Below are 19,001 nucleotides of genomic sequence, written 5' to 3'. Positions count from 1 at the left end.
CTCCCATGGCTGAAGGCGCCGTTATTCCCATCGAAACCGTGACAGGTCCGATCACCGGACGCTCCCTCTGGGCCGAGGCCCGGGGACGTCTCGTCCGCAACCGGGCCGCTCTCACCAGCATCATCGTGCTCGCCCTGATCGCGCTCGCCTGCGTGTTCGGGCCGTTCTTCACCGGCCATCCCTTCGACCGGGTCTATCCGGATTACGTGAAGGTGCCGGCGAGCCTGGAGGCCTATCCGAAGGCCGACCAGATCGAGCCGAACATCGAGCGCATCGGCGCCCGCGTCCGCGCGAAGGCCGAGAACATCGTCATCGACAACGATGCCGTTCACATGACCCTCGTCAGTTCGAGCGCCCGCCCGATCGACGAGCGGCTTCTCGCCTATTTCGAGCGCTCGGATCTCTTCGGTCCGGCCCGCGTCGTCGAGAAGCAGCAGGAAGGCCAGCGGCTCGTCGTCGACGTGCCGTTGAAGCGCCAGCACTTCATCTTCGGCACCGACACCAACGGCCGCGATCTTCTGACCCGCACCATGAAAGCGGGCCAGGTTTCGCTCGCCATCGGCCTGCTCGCGACCTTCGTCGCGATCCTCATCGGCGTGATCTACGGCGCGACATCAGGCTATCTCGGCGGACGCGTCGACCTCGTGATGATGCGCGTGGTCGACATTCTCTACTCGCTGCCGTTCATCTTCTTCGTGATCATGCTGGTCGTGTTCTTCGGCCGCAATTTCGTGCTGATGTTCATCGCGGTCGGCGCGGTCGAGTGGCTCGACATGGCGCGCATCGTCCGCGGACAGACGCTCTCGATCAAGCGGCAGGAATACGTGCAGGCGGCCGAGGCGCTCGGCGTCGAGACGAAAGGCATCATCCGCCGCCACGTGATCCCCAACACGCTCGGACCGGTCGTCGTCTACATGACGCTTCTCGTGCCGAAGGTGATCCTGCTCGAAAGCTTCCTCTCCTTCCTCGGCCTCGGCGTCCAGGAGCCGAACACCAGCCTCGGCGTGCTGATCTCGGAAGGCGCCAAGAACATCCAGGGCGCCACCTGGATGCTGATCTATCCCTCCATCACGCTCGTCACGATCCTCTTCTGCCTGAACTTCATCGGCGACGGCCTGCGCGACGCTCTCGACCCGAAGGATCGCTGACATGACAGAACCCGTTCTTTCCGTCCGCAACCTTCACGTCCGTTTCCGCACCGGCGACGGCATCCTTCATGCGGTGAAGGGGATCGACCTCGACATCAATCCGGGCGAGACCGTCGCCATCGTCGGCGAATCCGGGTCGGGCAAGAGCCAGACCATGATGTCGGTCATGGGTCTTCTCGCCTCGAACGGCTGGGCCGAAGGCTCGGTGAAGTACAGGGGCGACGAGCTCGTCGGTCTTTCGCCCGACAGGCTCAACCATTATCGCGGCTCGAAGCTCACCATGATCTTCCAGGAGCCGATGACCTCGCTCGACCCGCTCTACCGGATCGGCGACCAGCTGGCGCTGCCGCTCACCACCCATGGCGGCTTGAGCAAGGCGCAGGCGCGCAAGCGCGCCATCGAGCTGCTGGAGCTCGTGCGCATCCCGGATCCGGCGCGGCGCATCGATGCCTATCCGCATGAAATGTCCGGCGGCCAGCGCCAGCGCGTGATGATCGCCATGGCGCTCGCCAACAACCCGGACGTGCTGATCGCCGACGAGCCGACGACGGCCCTCGACGTCACGGTCCAGGCGCGCATCCTTGAGCTGCTCGCGGACCTGCAGAAGCGCCTCGGCATGTCGATCGTGTTCATCACCCACGATCTCGGCGTCGTGCGCCGTTTCGCGGACCGCACCTATGTGATGAAGCGCGGCGAGGTCGTCGAAAGCGGCGTCACCGGCGACATCTTCGCGGCTCCGAAGCATCCCTATACCCAGATGCTGATCGATGCCGAGCCGACCGGGCGCAAGGAGCCGGTGGCCTCCACCGCTCCGCTGGTGCTGGAAGCGAAGAACGTGGCCGTCCAGTTCACCCTGGAAAAGAGCTTCTTCGGCAAGGCCAAGCATGTGCTTCGCGCCGTCGACGACGTGAGCCTGCGGGTCCGCGCCGGCGAGACGGTCGGTGTGGTGGGTGAATCCGGCTCCGGCAAATCGACCCTCGGCCGCGCGATCCTGCGCCTGCAGCCGGCCTCCGGCCTCGTGCGCTTCGAGGACCGCAACCTCATGCCTCTCGACCGGGGCGGCATGCGTCCGTTGCGGCGACACTTGCAGCTCGTCTTCCAGGATCCGTTCGGCTCGCTGTCGCCGCGCATGACGGCGGGCGAGATCGTGACGGAGGGCCTCCTCGTTCACGAGCCGAGCATCTCGCGCAAGGAGCGCGACCGGCGCGCGGCCCAGGCCTTCGAGGAGGTGCAGCTCGATCAGGCCTGGCGCAACCGCTTTCCGCACGAGTTCTCCGGCGGCCAGCGCCAGCGCATCGCCATCGCCCGCGCCATGATCCTGCATCCGAAGCTTGTGGTCCTCGACGAGCCGACCTCGGCGCTCGACCGCTCGGTGCAGAAGGAGATCGTCGAGCTGCTGCGCGGCCTGCAGAAGGCGCATGGCCTCGCCTATGTCTTCATCAGCCACGACCTCGCGGTCGTGCGCGCCCTCTCCGACGAGATCATGGTCATGAAGAGCGGCAAGGTGGTTGAGCGCGGCACGGCGGAGGAGATCTTCGAGCGGCCGGCTGAGGACTACACCCGCGATCTCATCGCGGCAGCCTTCCTCACGGAGCGCCAAAACGCGGAGGCGGCGGCCCAGCCCCTCGCCTCCTGAGGGTCTGGCTCATAGATCTCTGACCTCATCCTGAGGAGCCACGCAGTGGCGTCTCGAAGGATCAACCAGCATGCACTGGTAACGCCCTCGTCCTTCGAGACGGTCGCTGCGCGACCTCCTCAGGATGAGGGCTTGGAGGCAGAACCCCTCTTCGAGCCAGCCTCTGCGGTGTGGAACCGGAGCAGCCGGCGGGGATTGGATCTTTGTCCACCCCGTCGGAACATGCTCTGGCACCATGGCAAAGCTTGCGGCCTATCGCGCCAAGCGCGACTTCACCAAAACCTCGGAGCCGGCCGGCAAGGCCTCCCGGCGCCGTGGAGCCTCCTTCGTCGTGCAGAAGCACGACGCCTCCCGCCTGCATTACGATTTCCGGCTCGAGCTCGACGGGGTCCTGAAAAGCTGGGCTGTGGCCAAGGGGCCGAGTCTCGTCAAAGGCGAGAAGCGCCTTGCAGTTGAGGTCGAGGACCATCCCCTCGGCTACGGCGATTTCGAGGGCACGATCCCAGAAGGCCAATATGGCGGCGGCACGGTTCTGCTGTGGGATCGCGGCACCTGGGAGCCGGAGGGCGATCCTCACGAGGGTATCGAGAAGGGCCGCCTCACCTTCCGCCTCGACGGCGAGAAGCTGCAGGGCACCTGGCATCTGGTCCGCATGGCCAAGCGGCCGCGCGAGCGCCAGGAATCCTGGCTCCTGATCAAGGCCGAGGATTCCCATGCCCGCAACGAGGACGACGCCGATATCCTCGACGAAGCCCCCCTGTCTGTGAAGACCGGCCGCTCGCTCGAGGAGATCGGACCGCCGCAGCCGGCCAAGCGCAAGGCCCCAGCAAAGAAAGCGGCATCCGCGAAATCGGCCGCACCCGCGAAGCGTGCAGCCTCGTCCGCCAAACCGGCCAAGGACGACGGCGCGATCGAAGTCGCTGGCGTGAGGCTGACCCATCCGGACCGCGTGCTGTGGGAGGATCAGGGCGTCACCAAGCTGGAGCTGGCCGAATATTATCTGGACGCCGCCGAGTGGCTTCTCCCGCATCTGGCGAACCGCCCACTCACCCTCATCCGCTGCCCGGGCGGCGTAGAGAAGAAATGCTTCGTCCAGCGTCATTCCTGGGCCGGCATGAGCGACTTCATCCACCGCACCATGATCCCGGACAACAGCGGCAAGCAGGAAGCTCTCTCCGTCTCCGACATCCAGGGCGTCATCGCCCTCGTGCAGTCCGGCGTTCTGGAGATGCATGTCTGGGGCGCGACGCTCTTCGATCTGGAGCGGCCCGACCGTCTCGTCTTCGATTTCGACCCCGGTGAGGGCGTCGACTGGCCCCGCGTGATCGAGGGAGCGCTCGCGCTCCGCAAGCGCCTGGAAGCCATGGATCTCATGAGCTTCGTAAAAACCACCGGCGGCAAGGGCCTCCATGTGGTCGTGCCGATCAAGCCGAAGGCCACTTGGAAAGACGCCCTCGCCTTCACCCGGACGATCGCCGAGGCGATGGCCGGGGACGAGCCGGAGCGCTACACCACGACCTCGGTAAAGCAGGAACGCGAAGGAAAAATCTTCATCGACTACCTGCGCAACAACCGCGAGGCCTCGGCGATTGCGCCCTATTCGAGCCGTTCCCGCCGCGGCGCCCCCGTCGCCGCGCCCGTGGACTGGAAGGAGCTGACGCCCGGTCTCAAGCCCAACGGCTACAATGTCGAAAACATCGGCAAGCGCCTTGCGTCGCTCAAGCGCGATCCCTGGGCCGATATGAGCAAGATCGATCAGGTGATGCCGGAGATTAAGGCTCCGAAGAAAAAGCGGTAGCCGTCAGAAAACCGGTGCCGTGATCCCTTCCACCTCGAGCGCTTTCTGAACAGCCGGCCGCGCCAGCACCCGCTCGGCAAGGGCGTTCAGGTTCGGAATGCTGCGCGGCGGCCGCGGCATGCCCCTGCCCCAGCGGATCAGCATGAACAGGAAGAGATCGACTGCCGAGAAACGGTCGCCGAGGAGCCATGTCTTGTCGCCGAGCTGCTCGGAAATCACGTCGAACATCCGATTGAGGCGCTGCCCTGCGGCCTCCTTGACACTCGGTGCCGCTGCCTCGTCGGTCACATGCTCGTTCGGGTAGAACCAGGCGCGGAATTCGACCTGCGGCGTGTTCGTCAGATGGATCAGCCAACGGTAGAAGGCGGCACGCTCCGGCGTCCCGGCAGCAGGAGCAAGCCCCGCCTCCGGGAATTTGTCGGCAAGATACAGGGCGACCGCGGCGGTTTCGAACTGGACGAGGTCGCCGTCGATCAGAACCGGGATGCGCCCGCTCGGATTGAGCTTGAGATATTCGGCGCTCTTCTGGGCATTCTGCCCCCGGTCGACGAGGCGCAGCTCGAATTCCGCACCGATTTCCCGCAGCATCATGTGCGGCAGCAGGCTGGCATTGCCGGGGTAGTAGTAGAGAGCGAGCATCGCGAGCGCCTTTCGAGCATCCCAGATCGTCTCTTCGTACGGCTCGTTCCCAACGCCGTAAAGATGCTTCCGGCCGCCATCCAAGGCTTCCTTTCGGGGCCGCTCGCCCTATCGTCCTGGTAGCAACGGGAGAGCGGATATGGCGGATCGGGCAAAGGACTTGATTGAAAAGCTTCGGGTGAAGCCCGGAGCGAAGGTCAAGCTGAAGGACCGCGATCCGCGGGACAAATCCTCCTTCAAGGATGAAGAGGAAACGAAGGTGGAGACGGCAGCTCTCGCAAGGGAAATCGACGTCCTCCAGGACCGTCTCTATGCGGAAGGCTCGCGCGCACTCCTGGTCGTCCTGCAGGGCACGGACACGGCAGGCAAGGACGGCACCATCCGGGGTGTCTTCAACGAAACCGGTCCCTTGGGCGTTTCCGTCCAGGCCTTCGGCGCGCCTTCGGTCCTTGAGCTCGAGCACGATTATCTCTGGCGCGTCCATGCCGCCTGCCCGCGGCGCGGCACCATCGGCATCTTCAACCGCTCGCATTATGAGGACGTGCTGATCGGCAAGGTCAAGAAACTCGCGCCGGACAAGGTCATCGAGCAGCGCTACGGCCAGATCAACGATTTCGAGAAGATGCTCGTCGAGAACGGCACGACGATTTTGAAATTCATGCTGCACATTTCCAAGGACGAGCAGAAGGAAAGGCTGCAGGAACGTCTCGACGATCCGGAGAAGCACTGGAAGTTCAACCCCGGCGATCTGGAAGACCGGAAGCTCTGGGACGATTACCAGGATGCCTATGAGACCATGCTCCATCGCTGCTCGACCGATTGGGCGCCCTGGTATGTCATCCCGGCCGACCGCAAATGGGTTCGCAACGCGGCCATCGCAACCATCGTCAGGGCGACGCTCGACGAGATGAACCCGCAATATCCGAAGGTCTCGTGGAAGCAGGAAGATTTCGAAATCAAGTGAGCTTTGGCTGGCATCGTTTGGAGCTAATGGTTCAAGCCTCCGCGAACCAGCCCATCGACATGACGGGCACGATCCTCGGCCGTTGCAAAGGCCGACATCTTCTCGAGCGATGCCCGCGTGATGTAGGGTGCGATGACCTTCAGGTCCTTGAGCATGCCTGCCGCCGCATCAGCATCGCCGAGGTGACCTGCACAGGAAATGCCGATGAGCAAAGGGTAGACGTGCCCTGGCCGCAGGCGATGGGCTTCCTGCGCGTATCGCAGTCCGAGGTCGTAGCGGGCGCCCTGGAAATAGGCGACGGCATAGAAGAAGCAGTAGTCGCCGTGAAACGCCTCGCGCGGGCTCAGTCGCAGGGCATGATCGATGCAGGCGACAGCCTCGACGGACCGTCCACCCATGGCATGCGCGAGGCCCAGCTGACCATGAGCGAAGGCGAAGTTGGGATTGATCTCGATTGCCCGGGTGATCGTTGCCACGCACAGGGCGTTGTCGCGTGCCGCGAAGCCTACCATCGCTTGGGCAAGGTGGATCCAGGGCTCATCCTCGTTCACGGCGAGAGCGCGTCCGATCTCCACATCCGCCAACGCGATTGCCTTCCCCATGTCGACAAAGCCCTGATGCCCCCGCCACATGGTAATCCATGCCCGCATGGCACGGGCCTGTGCGTAGTCGGGATCGAGGTCGATGGCCCGATCCAGGAGGACGAGTGCGTCGCGGCTGCACTCATCCGAAAGTTGGGAAAATAAAAACAGCGCCCGCACGACGCATTCCCAGGCATCCAGACGGTGCGATGGCTTGCGAGCTGCCCTCGCACGCTCGGCGGCCAGGAGTTCAGGACCGATGCGGCCGACGACGCTGGCGGTAATCTCGTCCTGGATGGCAAAGATGTCGTCGAGCTTTCCGTCGTAGTGATCGGCCCACAGATGGCTGCCTGTCGCCGCTTCGACGAGCTGTGCCGTCACCCTGACCCGGTCCGTCGCGCTGCGGACGCTGCCTTCGAGGACATAGCGGACACCAAGCTCACGGCCGAGTGCGCGCACATCCACCGACTTCCCCTTGTAGGTGAACATCGTGTTGCGCGCGATCACGAAGAAGCCTTTGAGGCGAGACAGCGCCGTCGTGATGTCCTCGGTGATGCCGTCGCTGAAAAAATCCTGTGCGGGGTCGGCGCTCATGTTGTTGAAGGGCAGCACGGCGATCGAGGGTCGATCCGGAAGAACAGGCGCCGACCGACGCGGCAAATCGGAAGCACGACCGAGCACGGCCTGATAGACGCGGACAGGCCGTTCGATGTTCTTGAGCCTGTATTCGCCGAGCCCTTCGAAGACGCAATCGAGCTTGCCCTGGAGGTGATCGTAGACTGTACCGGAGATGCATATGCCGCCGGGTTCAGCCTCGGCCTCGAGCCGGGCCGCGACATTGACCCCGTCGCCGTACAGATCCCCGTCCTGCTCGTGGATGACGTCGCCGAGATTGATCCCGATCCGAAAACGGATGCGGTCTTCCTCGGGAAGATTGGTCTCGCGCTCCGCCATCGCCTCCTGAATGAGGATCGCACAATCGACCGCCTGGACGACGCTTTGAAACTCGCACAGAGCCCCGTCGCCCATGAGCTTGACGATCCGGCCGTGATGATCGGCGATGAGCGGCTCGATCATCTCCTGCCGATGCTGCTTCAGACGTTGGAAGGTGCCGTGCTCGTCCCTCTCCATCAACCGCGAATAGCCGACCACGTCGGCCGCGAGAACGGCAGCCAGCCTGCGCTCGACTGGTGGAGAGGTCACGGCGCAACCCTCCGGCGGATCCTCGGAACGCTTTCATTCTACAGGAGATTGAAGGTGAGGGGAACGCGGCGCGGCAAGGGCTCGGGATCCGGCCTCCGATGAGGGGATCGCCTTACCGGGAGTTGCATTCGGACGCCGATGATTTCACAGGGAGAATTGGACTTTCGGATGGCCTTGCCGAAGGCCGGTTTAAGCGCGACAATAATCCTCATGAAAAACATTCTCGTTCCGATCGAAGACCACGGCATCGTCGAGCCCCAGCTGGAGGCGGCCCTGCAGCTGGCCCGGATGTTCGACGGCTATGTCGAAGGCATCGCGATCACGCCCGATTACCCGGTCGTTCTCCCAGTGGACATCGCCATCGGCGTGCCCTCCCCGATCACCCCGGAGAACCGGCTGGAAATGGCCCGGGCCTGCAGGGAACGTTTCGAAGCCTTCATGACGACGAAGCAGATCGCGCGCTCCGCCGGAGGCATCGCGGGTCCGAGCTTCGGCTGGCGCCAGGACGGGCTGATGGAGGATGCGTTTCTCGGCGCCTACGGACGGGTTTTCGACACCGTCGTGGTGGGGCGTCCCGATGGATCCAACGGCCAGACGCGCCTGTCCACCGTAGAGGCCGCCCTGTTCGAAACCGGACGTCCGGTCCTGATCGCTCCGCCGAGTCCCACCCGCACCTTCGGCGAGACGGTCGTGATCGCCTGGAACCGAAGCACCGAGACGGCCCGCGCCGTTCTGGGATCGATGCCGCTGCTCAAGAAGGCGCGGCGCATCGTGGTGCTCGAACTCGACGATTGGGGCGTGCCCGGCCCATCCGGCTCCGAGCTCGCTCGACACCTGCGGATGCACGATCTGCCTGCGGAAGCCATGACCGCGCCGGATCCGTCGAACCGGGCCGGCGAGACCATCCTGACCGAGGCAACGGCCCTCGGCTGCGATCTTCTCGTCAAAGGTGCCTATACCCAAAGCCGCCTGAGGCAGATGTTCTTCGGCGGTGCCACGAGCCATATCTTAAGCAACACAGCCATGCCGGTTCTGATGGCTCATTGAGAGGGCGTTTTGCTTCCATGTTCAGGGATGTCGCCGTTGTCCTCGACGATCGCTTCAAGCGCCTGTTCAACGGTTCGGCGCGACTTGAGAAGCTGGCGGAAGGCTGCCGCTGGGCCGAAGGTCCCGCCTATTTTCCTGCCGGGCGCTATCTGATCTGGAGCGACATTCCCAACGACCGCATGATGCGTTTCGACGAAACGTCGAATGCCGTCAGCGTCTTTCGCTATCCTGCCGGCCATTCCAACGGCAACACCGTCGACCGCCAGGGCCGCCTCGTCACCTGCGAGCACGGCAACCGTCGCGTCAGCCGGACCGAGCATGACGGCTCCATCACGGTGCTGGCGACACATTATCAGGGCAAGCGCCTCAACAGCCCCAACGATGCTGTGGTGAAGTCGGACGGGTCGATCTGGTTCACAGATCCAGCCTACGGAATCGATTCCGATTACGAGGGGCACAGGGCGGACAGCGAAGTCGGCGCCTGCCATGTCTATCGCATCGACCCGCAGACGGGCGAGGTCAGCGTCGTCGCCGACGACTTCGAACGTCCGAACGGGATCGCCTTCTCCCTCGACGAACGGCGTCTTTATGTCGCCGATACCGGCGCAACCCATGTCGAGGATGGCCCACGCCATATCCGGGTCTTCGATGTCGACGAGAAGGGCAGTCTCTCGGGTGGAGATGTCTTCGCGACCTGCACGGAGGGCCTTTTCGACGGCTTCCGGCTGGACGAGGCCGGGCGGATCTGGACCAGCGCCGGCGACGGCGTGCATTGCTACGAGAGCGACGGCACCCTGATCGGCAAGATCCTGGTGCCGGAAGTGGTGGCGAACGTGGTCTTCGGCGGCCCGAAACGCAACCGCCTCTACATCTGCGCGACGACTTCGCTCTATTCCATCATGCTGCCGGTCAACGGGGCGAAGACGTTTTAGCGGGAACCTCGGTGTCATTCCGGGGCGAGCGAAGCGAGAACCCGGAATCCATAACCGCTAGCGTTGCAGAAAGAAGCGCAACGCCGATCGCCCATTCTTGAAACGGCGTGTTTATGGATTCCGGGCTCCGCTGCGCGGCCCCGGAATGACAGAGGTCCACACGTCATGGCCGCACTTGTTGCGGCCACCCACGCCTTGCGAACCACCACGTTGCAAAGACGTGGGTCCCCGGCACAAGGCCGGGGATGACGACGGAGGGTGGGATGCCGCCCCTGGCGGACGAAGCTTCCTCGCACCCGCGCCTCGTAGTCGGGATCCTTCGGTGTCGGATCTTTCATAGGGGTATCTCCGGCCACCTTCGACCTAAGTCAGACCTCAAAAGTCTTGGAATCAAGAGGTTTTTCCCTCATTGATCCGGCCTATGAGTCGCCCCGTTTCCTCCTCCGCCCCAAAAGTCCGCTCGGGCATCCTCGTCGGCATCGGCCTGATGCTGCTCGGCGTGTTCATGTTCGCCTTGAACGACGTCATGGGGAAATGGCTCGTCGCCACCTATTCCGTCGGGCAGGTGCTGCTCCTGCGCAGCATCGCGGCCCTTGCGGTTCTCCTGCCGATCATGCGCCAGCGAAAGGTGCCCTTCGCGATCCCGCCTCAGCCGGGCCTGCATGCGGTTCGGGTCACGCTGTCGACCCTCGAGGTCGCCTGCTTCTATTGGGCGGTCACTTATCTGCCGCTCGCGGACGTGATGACCTATTACTTGGCCGGGCCGATCTATGTGGCGACCTTCGCGGCCTTGTGGCTCGGGGAGCGGATCGACAAGCCGCGCATCATCGCCATCGGGCTCGGCTTCGTCGGGGTTCTGATCGCGCTTCGTCCCTCGCCCGCCACACTCTCCCTGCCCGCTCTCATCGCCCTCGCGGGAAGCCTGTTCTATTCTCTCCTGATGATCACCACCCGCAAGCTGCGGGAAACCGCCGACGAAACGCTCGTGCTCGGGCAGATCTTCGGCACGCTGATCTTCGGCCTTATCGCTGCGCCTCTGGCCTGGGTGACGCCGAGCCTGCTCGATCTCGCAGGCCTCCTCCTGCTCGGCATCGTGTCCATGGCCGCCCATGTCTGCGTCAACCGCTCGCTGAAGATCGCGCCGGCCTCCGTGGTCGCGCCTTATCAATACACGTTGATCGTCTGGGCGATCGTGCTGGGCTACCTCGCGTTCGGCGACGTCGTCGGCTTCTGGACGCTCGTTGGCGCGGCCGTCATCTGCGGCGCGGGATTGGCGCTCATCCTCCTGGAACGCGAGGCCGCCCGACGCGGTCGCGAGGCGAAGGACATCGAGACGCCGGTCCTCCCGGAAGCCTAATTTATGAGCAGGAACAAGGTGCCATTTTCCTTGCGGATGGTCCGAGAGTCGAACTTGACAGGGCGGAAGGCAACGCGGTCAATGACCCCATAAAACATGGGGAGTCCGATGCGCCTGAAACTCACGATTACTGCCGCTGCGGCAGGCATTTTCTTTGCCTCCGCAGCTTTCGCGCAAGACATCAAGATCGCTCTGATCGCCGGCAAGACCGGGCCGCTCGAGGCCTACGCCAAGCAGACCGAAGCCGGCTTCATGATGGGGCTCGAATACCTCACCAAGGGCACGATGGCGGTGGGCGGCCGCAAGATCAACGTGATCGTGAAGGACGATCAGCTCAAGGCCGATCTCGCCAAGACCTTGCTGGAGCAGGCCTACAACGACGACAAGGTCGATCTCGCCATCGGCACCACATCGTCGGCCGCGGCTCTCGCGATGCTCCCCGTGGCCGAGGAGAACGGCAAGGTTCTGATCGTGGAGCCAGCGGTTGCCGACGCGATCACCGGCGACAAATGGAACCGCTTCATCTTCCGCACCGCCCGCAATTCCACGCAGGACGCTTACGGTGCCGCAGCAGCGGTTCCTGCAAGCGGCGACGTGTCGATCGCGACGCTCGCGCAGGACTACGCCTTCGGCAAGGACGGCGTCGCGGCGCTGAAAAGCGCGCTCTCCCAGATCCGGCCGAACGCGAAAGTGGTGTTCGAGGAATATGCGCCGCAGAACGCCACCGACTTCACCGCTTCCGCGCAGCGCATCTTCGACGCGCTCAAGGACAAGCCGGGCAAGAAGATCATCAACATCATCTGGGCCGGCCAGCATCCGCTGCCGAAGATCGCCGACCTGAAGCCGGAGCGTTTCGGCATCGAGCTCGCGCCGGGTGGCAACATTCTGCCCGCCATGCAGATCTACAAGAACTATCCCGGCATGGAAGGCGCAGTGTATTACTACTACGCCTTCCCCAAGAACGCGATGAACGACTGGCTCGTGGCCGAGCACCAGAAGCGCTTCAATGCGCCGCCGGACTTCTTCACCGCCGGCGGTTTCGCAGCCGCTTCCGCCGCCGTCACGGCGATCCAGAAGGCCGGCGGCACCGACACCGAGAAGCTGATCACCGCGATGGAAGGCATGACCTTCGAGACGCCGAAAGGCCCCATGACCTTCCGCAAGGAAGACCATCAGGCCCTGCAGGACATGTATCACTTCAAGGTCAAGGCGAACGGCAAGGACGCGAACGACCTGCTCGATCTCGTCGCCACCATTCCGGCCGACAAGATGCCGATCCCGGTTCGCAACAAGCGCTAAGCGGCGATCTGTGACACCTGCAACGACAACGACGCCCGCGCTCGAAACGCGCGGGCTTACCATTCGCTTCGGCGGCCACGTTGCCGTCAACGACGTGTCGTGCCGGTTCACGCCCGGCACGCTGACCGCCATCGTCGGCCCGAACGGCGCCGGCAAGACCACCTATTTCAATCTCATCTCCGGTCAGCTGAAGGCCACGTCCGGCAAGGTGATCGTCGAGGGCGAGGATATCACGACGCTTGCGCCCGCCGCGCGAACGCGGCGCGGGCTCGGGCGCGCCTTCCAGCTCACCAACCTGTTTCCGCAATTGACCGCGCTCGAGAACGTGCGCCTCGCCGTCCAGAGCCGTGCCGAGGCGGGATGGTCCCTGTTCAAGGTGTGGAATACGCGCCGCGACCTGATCGAGCAGGCCGAAAGCGTGCTGGAACGGGTGCGCCTCGCCGACAAGCGCCACATCGCGCCGAAGGCTCTCTCGCATGGCGACCAGCGCAAGCTCGAAGTCGCGCTGCTGATCGCGATGGAGCCGAAGGTCTTCATGTTCGACGAGCCCACCGCCGGCATGAGCGTCGACGAGGTGCCGACCGTGCTCGAGCTCATTCACGACATCAAGCAGCGCGGCGATGCCACGGTGCTTCTCGTCGAGCACAAGATGGACGTGGTGCGCTCGCTCTCCGACCGCATCATCGTGCTGCATAACGGCACGCTCGTTGCCGATGGCGAGCCTGCGGAGGTGATCGCCTCGCCGGTCGTGCAGGAAGCCTATCTCGGCGTGGAGGCTGCCCGTGGCTGAGCCCCTCCTGCAGCTTTCGGGCGTGCACACGCATATCGGCCCCTATCACATTCTGCATGGCGTGGATTTTGCCGTGCCCGCCGGCGAGCTGACCATGCTGCTCGGCCGCAACGGCGCCGGCAAGACGACGACGCTGCGCACCATCATGGGATTGTGGCAGGCCTCCTCCGGCAGCATCCGTTTCGACGGCCGCGACATCACCGCTTCCTCCACGCCGGACATCGCACGCTCCGGCATCGCCTATGTTCCGGAGGCGATGGGAATCTTCACGGATCTTACCGTGCGCGAGAACATCGTGCTCGCCGCGCGCAGCGGCCCCGTGGACAGGAACCGCCTCGACTGGATCCTCGGCCTGTTCCCGGCCCTCAAGCGCTTCTGGAACCTGCCGGCGGGCAATCTCTCCGGCGGACAGAAGCAGATGCTCGCGATCGCCCGCGCCATCGCCGAGCCGCGCCGCCTTCTGCTCATCGACGAGCCCACAAAAGGCCTCGCGCCCGTGATGGTGCGCTCCATGATCGAGGCGTTCAAGGCGCTGAAGGCGGCCGGCGAGACCATCCTGCTCGTCGAGCAGAATTTCTATGCCGCCTCGGCGCTCGGCGACAATGTCGTCGTGATGGACGATGGACGCATCGTGCATGCCGGCGCCATGCGCGAACTTGTCGAGGACAATGCCATGCAGCAGCGCCTGCTCGGCCTTTCCCTGGATGCGCATCAATGAGCGACATGGCTGCCGAATCCTCCGCCCCGACCGAGCTGCCGCGCGCCAAGACCGATTGGCTCCCACTGTTCCTCGTACCCGCTCTCGCTCTGCTGGCACTGCCCTTCGTCGGCAGTCCCTCGACCTGGGTGACGCTCACCCTCGCAGGCCTCGCCATGGGCATGATGATCTTCCTCATGGCGTCGGGCCTCACCCTCGTCTTCGGCCTGATGGACATCATCAATTTCGGCCACGGCGTCTTCATCTCGCTCGGCGCCTACGCCACGCTCATCGTGCTCGGGCCTCTGGCCGGCTGGGCGCAGGCGGATTCGATCGGGCTCAACCTCGCGCTGCTGGGGCTGTGCATCCTGTGCGCCATGGCGGTGACCGGCGTGGTCGGCGCGGTCTTCGAGCGCGTCATCGTGCGCCCGGTCTATGGCAGCCACCTGAAGCAGATCCTCGTCACCATGGGCGGCCTGATCGTCACCGAGCAGGCGATCCACGCGATCTGGGGCGCCTCGCCGATCCCGATCCCGCTGCCGCAATCGCTTCGCGGCGCCTTCGTCTTCGGCGATGTCGTCATGGAACGCTATCGCGTGGTAGCGGTGGTGATCGGCCTTGCCGTGTTCCTCGGCATGCAGTTGCTCCTTAACCGCACCCGCCTCGGCCTGCTGATCCGGGCTGGCGTGGAGAATCCCGAGATGGTCGAGGCTCTCGGCTACCGCATCCGCCGCCTCTTCGTCAGCGTCTTCATCGCAGGCTCGGCGCTTGCCGGCTTAGGGGGCGTCATGTGGGCCTTCTACCGGCAGACGCTGACCGCCGGCATGGGCATGGAAGTGATGGTGCTGGTCTTCATCGTCATCATCATCGGCGGCCTCGGCTCGGTCGGCGGCTGCTTCGTCGGCTCGATCCTCGTCGCTCTCGTCGCAAATTATGTCGGCTTCATCGAGCCGAAGCTCGCCTTGATCTCCAACATCCTCGTCATGGCCCTGGTGCTGATCTGGCGTCCGCAGGGCCTGTTTCCGGTGGCGCGCCGATGAGCACATCCCCAGCCCTCGCCCTTCCCTTCGACGAAACCCGCCGGCGCAGCGGCTTTCTGAGCACGCTCCTATCGTCTGATCTTCCGCGCTCGCGCGTGCTCAGCGTCATTCTCCTCGCGATCCTGCTGCTGCTCGCCGCGACGCCGTTCCTCTTCTCCGGCAGCCAGCCGGTCGGCACTGCGGCGAAGATCTGCGTCTTCATCGTGCTCGTGGCGAGTTACGATCTTCTGCTCGGCTATTCCGGCATCGTCTCCTTCGCCCACACCATGTTCTTCGGCATCGGCGGCTACGGCATCGCCATCGCGCTCGAGCGCATGGGGCCGAGCTGGGGATCTGCCGCCATCGGGCTCGTCGCCGCCCTTGCCCTGTCTGCCGTGCTCGCGATCGCCATCGGACTTCTGTCCTTACGCGTCAGGGCCATCTTCTTCTCGATGATCACCCTGGCGGTGGCATCCGCCGCAGCCGTTCTGGCCTCGCAGCTGTCGAACATCACCGGCGGCGAGGACGGCCTTTCGTTCCAGCTGCCTCCTTCCCTGCGCCCGGCTTTCCGGCTTCTTTCCGAGCCAATCTTCGGCACCGTGATCAATGGGCGGCTCATCGCCTACTACCTCGTCTTCTTCGTCTCGCTCCTCGTCTTCCTGGCTCTGCTCCGCATCGTGAACTCGCCCTTCGGACGCGTGCTGCAGGCGATCCGCGAGAACGAATTCCGCGCCGAGGCGCTCGGATACCGCGTGGTCGCCTATCGCACCGCCGCCTCCGTCATCTCCGCTCTCGCTGCGACGATTGCCGGCGCTCTCATGGCGCTCTGGCTGCGCTATAACGGGCCGGACACCACTCTCTCCTTCTCGATCATGGTCGACATCCTGCTGATGGTGGTGATCGGCGGCATGGGCACCATGTATGGGGCCGTCATCGGCGCTGCTTTGTTCGTCCTGGCACAGAGCTACCTGCAGGTGCTGATGGGCGCCGGCAGCGCCGCCCTGGCGGGCTTGCCTATCCTTCCGAACATCATCCATCCCGACCGCTGGCTACTGTGGCTCGGCGCATTGTTCATCGTCAGCGTCTACGCGTTCCCGGGCGGCATCGTCGGCAGGCTCAGGCAAGCGAGGCAATAAAGGCTGAATCCGGAAACCTTAGGCAGCCTCGAACCGTTTTCTCTCGAAGAGCGGAGGAGACGTGAATGAGCCGTGCCTTTGTTCGCGAAACCGAGGGCGGAGAAGCCTTCGAGGACCTGCCGGACCGGATGATCAGCCCGCATCATCTCGTCACACCATCGGGCTTGGCCCAGATGGATGCCGAGATCGAGGATCTGGAAAAGCGTCTCACCGCCACCCAAGCCACCGACGATAAGGCCGAATTGGCGCGCCTCTCCCGCGACTTGCGCTATTGGTCCGCCCGGCGCGCCTCGGCAGAGGTCGCACCTCCGCCGACGGACGCATCGCATGTCCGGTTCGGCGCAAAGGTCACGTTCGAGCGGGAAGATGGGAGACGGCAGACCTATCGGATCGTCGGCGAGGACGAGGCTGATCCGGCGAAGGGAAGTCTCTCCTATGTCTCGCCGCTGGCCCAAGCGCTCATGGGCAAGGAAATCGGCGATGTCGTGCCGATCGGGCAGACCACCGCCGAGATCGTCGAGATCGGTTTGTGAAAGCCGGTTTTTCCCGCATGTCATCACCTCCCCGGACTTGATCCGGGGATCGGTGCCGGTGATCTCGATTTGAAAGGCGCGGCTTTCTTCTTATCGGGATGGTTGGTACGAGACCGGCCATGACGTGCGAAAGCATGACACGCCGTGCCTACCCCTTAGCAGCTGCGTAATAGGCGCGCTTCGCCTCGTACATGAGGAGATCGGCGCGCTTCACCACGGCCTCCAGCCTCTCGCCCGGCTGGCTCGTTGCGGCGCCCATGGCGAAGCTGAGCGGCAGACCCGTATAGAACTGGTTGTTCACTTCGAGCAGGTTCTCGATGCCTTCCATCACGCTCTTGGCATCGCGCTCGTCGGTGCCCGGCATCAGCAGGGCGAATTCGTCGCCACCGATGCGCGCGGCATAGGAGGGCTTGTCGACCGCCTTGCTGAGCACCTCGCCGGCGCGGCGCAGCAATGCGTCGCCGGACCCATGTCCGAGCTGATCGTTCGCGGCTTTCAGGCCGTTCAGGTCGATGATGACGATTGTGACCGGGAACGGTCCCTTCCGCTCGAGCCGGTTCAGCTCGTCGACATAGAAGGTGCGATTGTAGAGCTTGGTCAGAACGTCGTGCTTGCCGAGATATTCGAGATAGGCCTCGGCCCGCTTGCGCGCGGTGATGTCGGTCAGCGCGACCTGCACCAGAGACCAGTCCTTCTCGTAGCCGGGCAGCACGGAGAACTGCAGATGCAGGTGAAGCTCGTCGCCGGCGAGGGAATAATTCACCACCTCGCGCTGCTGGAAGATCTTTCCGTTCCACAGATCGATCAGCTGCTCCCTGAAATGCTCGTGCATCTCGTCGCGAAAGACATCGCCTAGGCGCATCAGCAGGGTCTGCTTGTCGGCGGCCGCAAACAGTTCCAGCGTATGCCGGTTGACGTCGATCACACGGATCTCGCTCATGCAGCGCGTGACAAATTCCGGATGCACATCGGTGAACACGCGAAAATCGATGATCCCCTGGCGACGCACCTCGTCGAGAAGCTGCTTGACCGCGCTGAAATCCTCGACCCAGAGCGAAACGGGAGAATGCTCGAACAGGCCGCGGGCATAGGTTTCGCTGCTGGAGAGCTGCCGGCGCGCGGATTCGCGCTCGGTGACGTCCTCGATGGCGATCAGGACCCGATCCCATCCGCCCTCATGCCCGGGCAGGATGCTGCCCTTGAGCTGTATATCGAGCCTGCGGCCGGAGAGAGTATAGTTCACCGTGTCGCTGAAGAACTCCGTCCGCCCCTCCCAGAGCTGCACGAGCTCCTCAATATGGGTCTTCAGCATGTCATTGCGAAAGATCCGGTCGAGATTGCCGACCAGATGCGACAGATCCTCCGCTTCGAACATGCCGAGGGTCCGGCGGTTCACCTTGATGACGCGGATCTGGCTGGAGCAGGCCTCGACGCGCGCGACGTCCTCCAGGAGATAATCCCGCAGCGATGTCACGCCCTCAGCACGCCAGCGTTCGAAGAGTGCCTTGAGGCCGCTGTAATCCTCAAGCCAGAGCGATACGGGCGCCAGCTCGAACATCTCTGCATCGTCGGCCAACTCGCTCGACGGCGGAACGGTGAATCTCTCGCTTTTGGAATGCAGCATAGAAGACCTGCTGATGGACCTGATTCAGGTGCTATTCAGCGCAGAGCGGCAATGTAATACTAGATCGGAAACGGCCGTTTTTCGGCCCGGTCCGACGGTTGTCGGGCCGGCAGGCATTCTTGCAACACTGTTGATTTGTCGCAGGATGGTCGACGACCTACCGTGTGCTTGGAACGACGGCCGTGGCTTCGATCTCGAGACGCGCCTTCCTCTCCACGAGGCGCACGACCTGAACCAGCGCCATGGCGGGATAATGGGTGCCGAAGACCTCGCGGTAGGCACGGCCAAGCTCGCGCAGGCTCGCCAGATATTCTTCGATATCGACCACATACCAGGTCAGCCGCACAAGATGCCGTGGCTCGGCTCCGCCCTCGGCGAGAATGGCGCGGATGTTGTCCAGGGTCTGACGCGCCTGCGCGACGAAGCCCTCGGGGAATGTTCCGGTCTCGTCCCAGCCGACGATGCCGCCGGTTACGAGCACGCGACCTTCTGCCATCATGCCGTTGGCATAGCCTTTCGGCACCGGCCAATGCTTCGGGTTGAGGACCTCCGGTCCGTCCGCAGGCATGGGAGTGCCTTCCATCGCGGCTGTCATTGT

17 protein-coding genes are annotated in these 19,001 nt (G+C 63.9%); 13 read left to right on the top strand and 4 right to left on the bottom strand.

Annotated elements, in window-relative coordinates; all coding sequences use genetic code 11:
• The first annotated feature begins 5 nt into the window (after window positions 1-5).
• The 3 genes from JKL46_RS04455 (at window position 6) to ligD (ending at window position 4,582) form a co-directional block, all read left to right on the top strand.
• Window positions 6-1,148 (top strand): ABC transporter permease subunit, encoded by a 1,143-nt coding sequence (locus JKL46_RS04455; protein WP_201830204.1) that lies wholly within the window; start codon window positions 6-8, stop codon window positions 1,146-1,148.
• A 1-nt stretch (window position 1,149) separates the two neighbouring features.
• Entirely contained in the window at window positions 1,150-2,784 is a 1,635-nt protein-coding gene (locus JKL46_RS04450; protein WP_201830202.1) for an ABC transporter ATP-binding protein, read from the top strand.
• A 235-nt stretch (window positions 2,785-3,019) separates the two neighbouring features.
• On the top strand, window positions 3,020-4,582 hold the full coding sequence (ligD, locus tag JKL46_RS04445) for a non-homologous end-joining DNA ligase (protein ID WP_201830201.1): 1,563 nt from the start codon (window positions 3,020-3,022) through the stop codon (window positions 4,580-4,582).
• A gap of 3 nt (window positions 4,583-4,585) precedes the next feature.
• On the opposite strand, the gene JKL46_RS04440 is transcribed toward ligD, so the two are convergent.
• Window positions 4,586-5,305 carry a glutathione S-transferase family protein gene (locus tag JKL46_RS04440; protein ID WP_246529138.1) on the bottom strand — a complete coding sequence of 240 codons (720 nt, stop codon included), beginning with the start codon at window positions 5,303-5,305 and terminating at the stop codon, window positions 4,586-4,588.
• Window positions 5,306-5,360: 55 nt separating this feature from the next.
• On the opposite strand from JKL46_RS04440, the gene JKL46_RS04435 reads away from it, so the two are divergent.
• Window positions 5,361-6,185: a polyphosphate kinase 2 family protein gene (locus JKL46_RS04435; RefSeq protein ID WP_201830200.1), complete on the top strand. Its 825-nt coding sequence runs from the start codon at window positions 5,361-5,363 to the stop codon at window positions 6,183-6,185.
• A gap of 23 nt (window positions 6,186-6,208) precedes the next feature.
• Here JKL46_RS04435 and JKL46_RS04430 read toward each other — a convergent pair whose 3' ends face one another.
• Window positions 6,209-7,969, bottom strand: coding sequence for an adenylate/guanylate cyclase domain-containing protein (locus JKL46_RS04430; protein ID WP_343074013.1), 1,761 nt, complete (start codon window positions 7,967-7,969; stop codon window positions 6,209-6,211).
• A 210-nt stretch (window positions 7,970-8,179) separates the two neighbouring features.
• Between JKL46_RS04430 and JKL46_RS04425 the strand changes: the two genes are divergently transcribed.
• From JKL46_RS04425 to greA, 9 genes are all read left to right on the top strand, one after another.
• Window positions 8,180-9,016: a universal stress protein gene (locus tag JKL46_RS04425; protein WP_201830199.1), complete on the top strand. Its 837-nt coding sequence runs from the start codon at window positions 8,180-8,182 to the stop codon at window positions 9,014-9,016.
• Between the two features lie 17 nt (window positions 9,017-9,033).
• Window positions 9,034-9,948, top strand: a complete 915-nt coding sequence (locus JKL46_RS04420) for an SMP-30/gluconolactonase/LRE family protein (protein WP_201830198.1) — start codon at window positions 9,034-9,036, stop codon at window positions 9,946-9,948.
• 421 nt (window positions 9,949-10,369) lie between these two features.
• Window positions 10,370-11,305: a DMT family transporter gene (locus tag JKL46_RS04415; RefSeq protein ID WP_201830197.1), complete on the top strand. Its 936-nt coding sequence runs from the start codon at window positions 10,370-10,372 to the stop codon at window positions 11,303-11,305.
• Window positions 11,306-11,413: 108 nt separating this feature from the next.
• Window positions 11,414-12,604 carry a substrate-binding domain-containing protein gene (locus JKL46_RS04410; protein ID WP_201830196.1) on the top strand — a complete coding sequence of 397 codons (1,191 nt, stop codon included), beginning with the start codon at window positions 11,414-11,416 and terminating at the stop codon, window positions 12,602-12,604.
• A 10-nt stretch (window positions 12,605-12,614) separates the two neighbouring features.
• Window positions 12,615-13,394 (top strand): ATP-binding cassette domain-containing protein, encoded by a 780-nt coding sequence (locus JKL46_RS04405; protein ID WP_201830195.1) that lies wholly within the window; start codon window positions 12,615-12,617, stop codon window positions 13,392-13,394.
• Complete coding sequence (locus JKL46_RS04400; RefSeq protein WP_201830194.1) at window positions 13,387-14,112, top strand: ATP-binding cassette domain-containing protein; 726 nt, start codon at window positions 13,387-13,389, stop codon at window positions 14,110-14,112. The genes JKL46_RS04405 and JKL46_RS04400 overlap by 8 nt, the downstream gene beginning before the upstream one ends.
• Entirely contained in the window at window positions 14,109-15,131 is a 1,023-nt protein-coding gene (locus tag JKL46_RS04395) for a branched-chain amino acid ABC transporter permease (protein WP_201830193.1), read from the top strand. The genes JKL46_RS04400 and JKL46_RS04395 overlap by 4 nt, the downstream gene beginning before the upstream one ends.
• Entirely contained in the window at window positions 15,128-16,246 is a 1,119-nt protein-coding gene (locus JKL46_RS04390; protein ID WP_246529137.1) for a branched-chain amino acid ABC transporter permease, read from the top strand. The genes JKL46_RS04395 and JKL46_RS04390 overlap by 4 nt, the downstream gene beginning before the upstream one ends.
• A gap of 65 nt (window positions 16,247-16,311) precedes the next feature.
• Window positions 16,312-16,779, top strand: coding sequence for a transcription elongation factor GreA (greA, locus tag JKL46_RS04385; RefSeq protein ID WP_201830192.1), 468 nt, complete (start codon window positions 16,312-16,314; stop codon window positions 16,777-16,779).
• A 148-nt stretch (window positions 16,780-16,927) separates the two neighbouring features.
• Here the strand turns inward: greA and JKL46_RS04380 are convergent, their stop codons facing one another.
• Window positions 16,928-18,403, bottom strand: coding sequence for a sensor domain-containing diguanylate cyclase (locus JKL46_RS04380; RefSeq protein ID WP_201830191.1), 1,476 nt, complete (start codon window positions 18,401-18,403; stop codon window positions 16,928-16,930).
• 157 nt (window positions 18,404-18,560) lie between these two features.
• Window positions 18,561-18,998 (bottom strand): RidA family protein, encoded by a 438-nt coding sequence (locus JKL46_RS04375; protein WP_201830190.1) that lies wholly within the window; start codon window positions 18,996-18,998, stop codon window positions 18,561-18,563.
• Between the last annotated feature and the right edge of the window lie 3 nt (window positions 18,999-19,001).

It is taken from the genome of Microvirga zambiensis WSM3693, from assembly GCF_016735695.1.
Lineage (GTDB): Bacteria > Pseudomonadota > Alphaproteobacteria > Rhizobiales > Beijerinckiaceae > Microvirga > Microvirga zambiensis.
This window is presented reverse-complemented; position numbering and strand designations above follow the sequence as displayed.

Bases quoted from the DNA above. Each gene is read 5' to 3' on its own strand.
- JKL46_RS04410 (WP_201830196.1), top strand. From the start codon at position 11,414: ATGCGCCTGAAACTCACGATTACTGCCGCTGCGGCAGGCATTTTCTTT.
- JKL46_RS04415 (WP_201830197.1), top strand. From the start codon at position 10,370: ATGAGTCGCCCCGTTTCCTCCTCCGCCCCAAAAGTCCGCTCGGGCATC.
- JKL46_RS04395 (WP_201830193.1), top strand. From the start codon at position 14,109: ATGAGCGACATGGCTGCCGAATCCTCCGCCCCGACCGAGCTGCCGCGC.
- JKL46_RS04455 (WP_201830204.1), top strand. From the start codon at position 6: ATGGCTGAAGGCGCCGTTATTCCCATCGAAACCGTGACAGGTCCGATC.
- JKL46_RS04420 (WP_201830198.1), top strand. From the start codon at position 9,034: ATGTTCAGGGATGTCGCCGTTGTCCTCGACGATCGCTTCAAGCGCCTG.
- JKL46_RS04390 (WP_246529137.1), top strand. From the start codon at position 15,128: ATGAGCACATCCCCAGCCCTCGCCCTTCCCTTCGACGAAACCCGCCGG.
- JKL46_RS04450 (WP_201830202.1), top strand. From the start codon at position 1,150: ATGACAGAACCCGTTCTTTCCGTCCGCAACCTTCACGTCCGTTTCCGC.
- JKL46_RS04425 (WP_201830199.1), top strand. From the start codon at position 8,180: ATGAAAAACATTCTCGTTCCGATCGAAGACCACGGCATCGTCGAGCCC.
- JKL46_RS04435 (WP_201830200.1), top strand. From the start codon at position 5,361: ATGGCGGATCGGGCAAAGGACTTGATTGAAAAGCTTCGGGTGAAGCCC.
- greA (WP_201830192.1), top strand. From the start codon at position 16,312: ATGAGCCGTGCCTTTGTTCGCGAAACCGAGGGCGGAGAAGCCTTCGAG.
- JKL46_RS04380 (WP_201830191.1), bottom strand. From the start codon at position 18,403: ATGCTGCATTCCAAAAGCGAGAGATTCACCGTTCCGCCGTCGAGCGAG.
- ligD (WP_201830201.1), top strand. From the start codon at position 3,020: ATGGCAAAGCTTGCGGCCTATCGCGCCAAGCGCGACTTCACCAAAACC.
- JKL46_RS04375 (WP_201830190.1), bottom strand. From the start codon at position 18,998: ATGACAGCCGCGATGGAAGGCACTCCCATGCCTGCGGACGGACCGGAG.